This window comes from Paenibacillus residui (assembly GCF_042677205.1).
Classification (GTDB): domain Bacteria; phylum Bacillota; class Bacilli; order Paenibacillales; family NBRC-103111; genus Paenibacillus_L; species Paenibacillus_L residui.
In genome coordinates this window covers 1-587 of the sequence record NZ_JBHTIU010000105.1, presented here as the reverse complement: position 1 = coordinate 587, position 587 = coordinate 1, and the positions used below count along the sequence as shown (strand labels likewise).

At 42.9% G+C, this 587-nt stretch carries 1 protein-coding gene; it reads right to left on the bottom strand.

The annotated features are described in order from the left end of the window. Nucleotides 1–404: 404 nt before the first annotated feature. A partial coding sequence (locus tag ACFQ03_RS24305; protein WP_379291564.1) for a hypothetical protein occupies nt 405–587 on the bottom strand: 183 nt, incomplete at its 5' end.

Genomic DNA, 587 nt, shown 5'->3' with positions numbered 1-587 from the left:
GAGAGGAATTGTATACATGGTTATTTTTTTATGGTGCGGACTCCGGAATTAGGGGGCCTAGCCGCTTTTTCCATTTAGTTCAATCATTTTCGCCATTGGCTTGAATCTAACTGCATAAAATACAGTTAATTCTGATTCTCGGGGGGGTTCCTTTCAAGCCAGTCCAGGCCAGTCCAAATAAAAAGCCACGAATGGCCGTCGGTCCGCTTCTGCGGCTCCTCAACCTTCGTGGTATCTTTACAATCATTCAAGTCCAATAGTCCGTCGCAAGCCTTCGTGGCTTGATTATACCGATATTATAAAGGAGAAGAGGGGGATTGTCTATAAAATTTGGTCATGGTTGGCTCCGGCTGCTTGCCTGCCTCCCAGGTCTCGAAAGTGGGCAAATAAAGGCAATATGGCATTTATTTTTCCGTGTTCTGGCTGACTTGGCCAATTAAAAGCAAAAGTGCACTTATTTTTCCGAGTTTTAGAAATTTTGGCCCAATTAAAAGTAAAAGTGCATTTATTTTTCCATGTGTGGTAGCGTCAAGAAGTTTGTGTAAGCTGGTAGGGTTATCCATCGGGACGATGGATAAGAAATATTT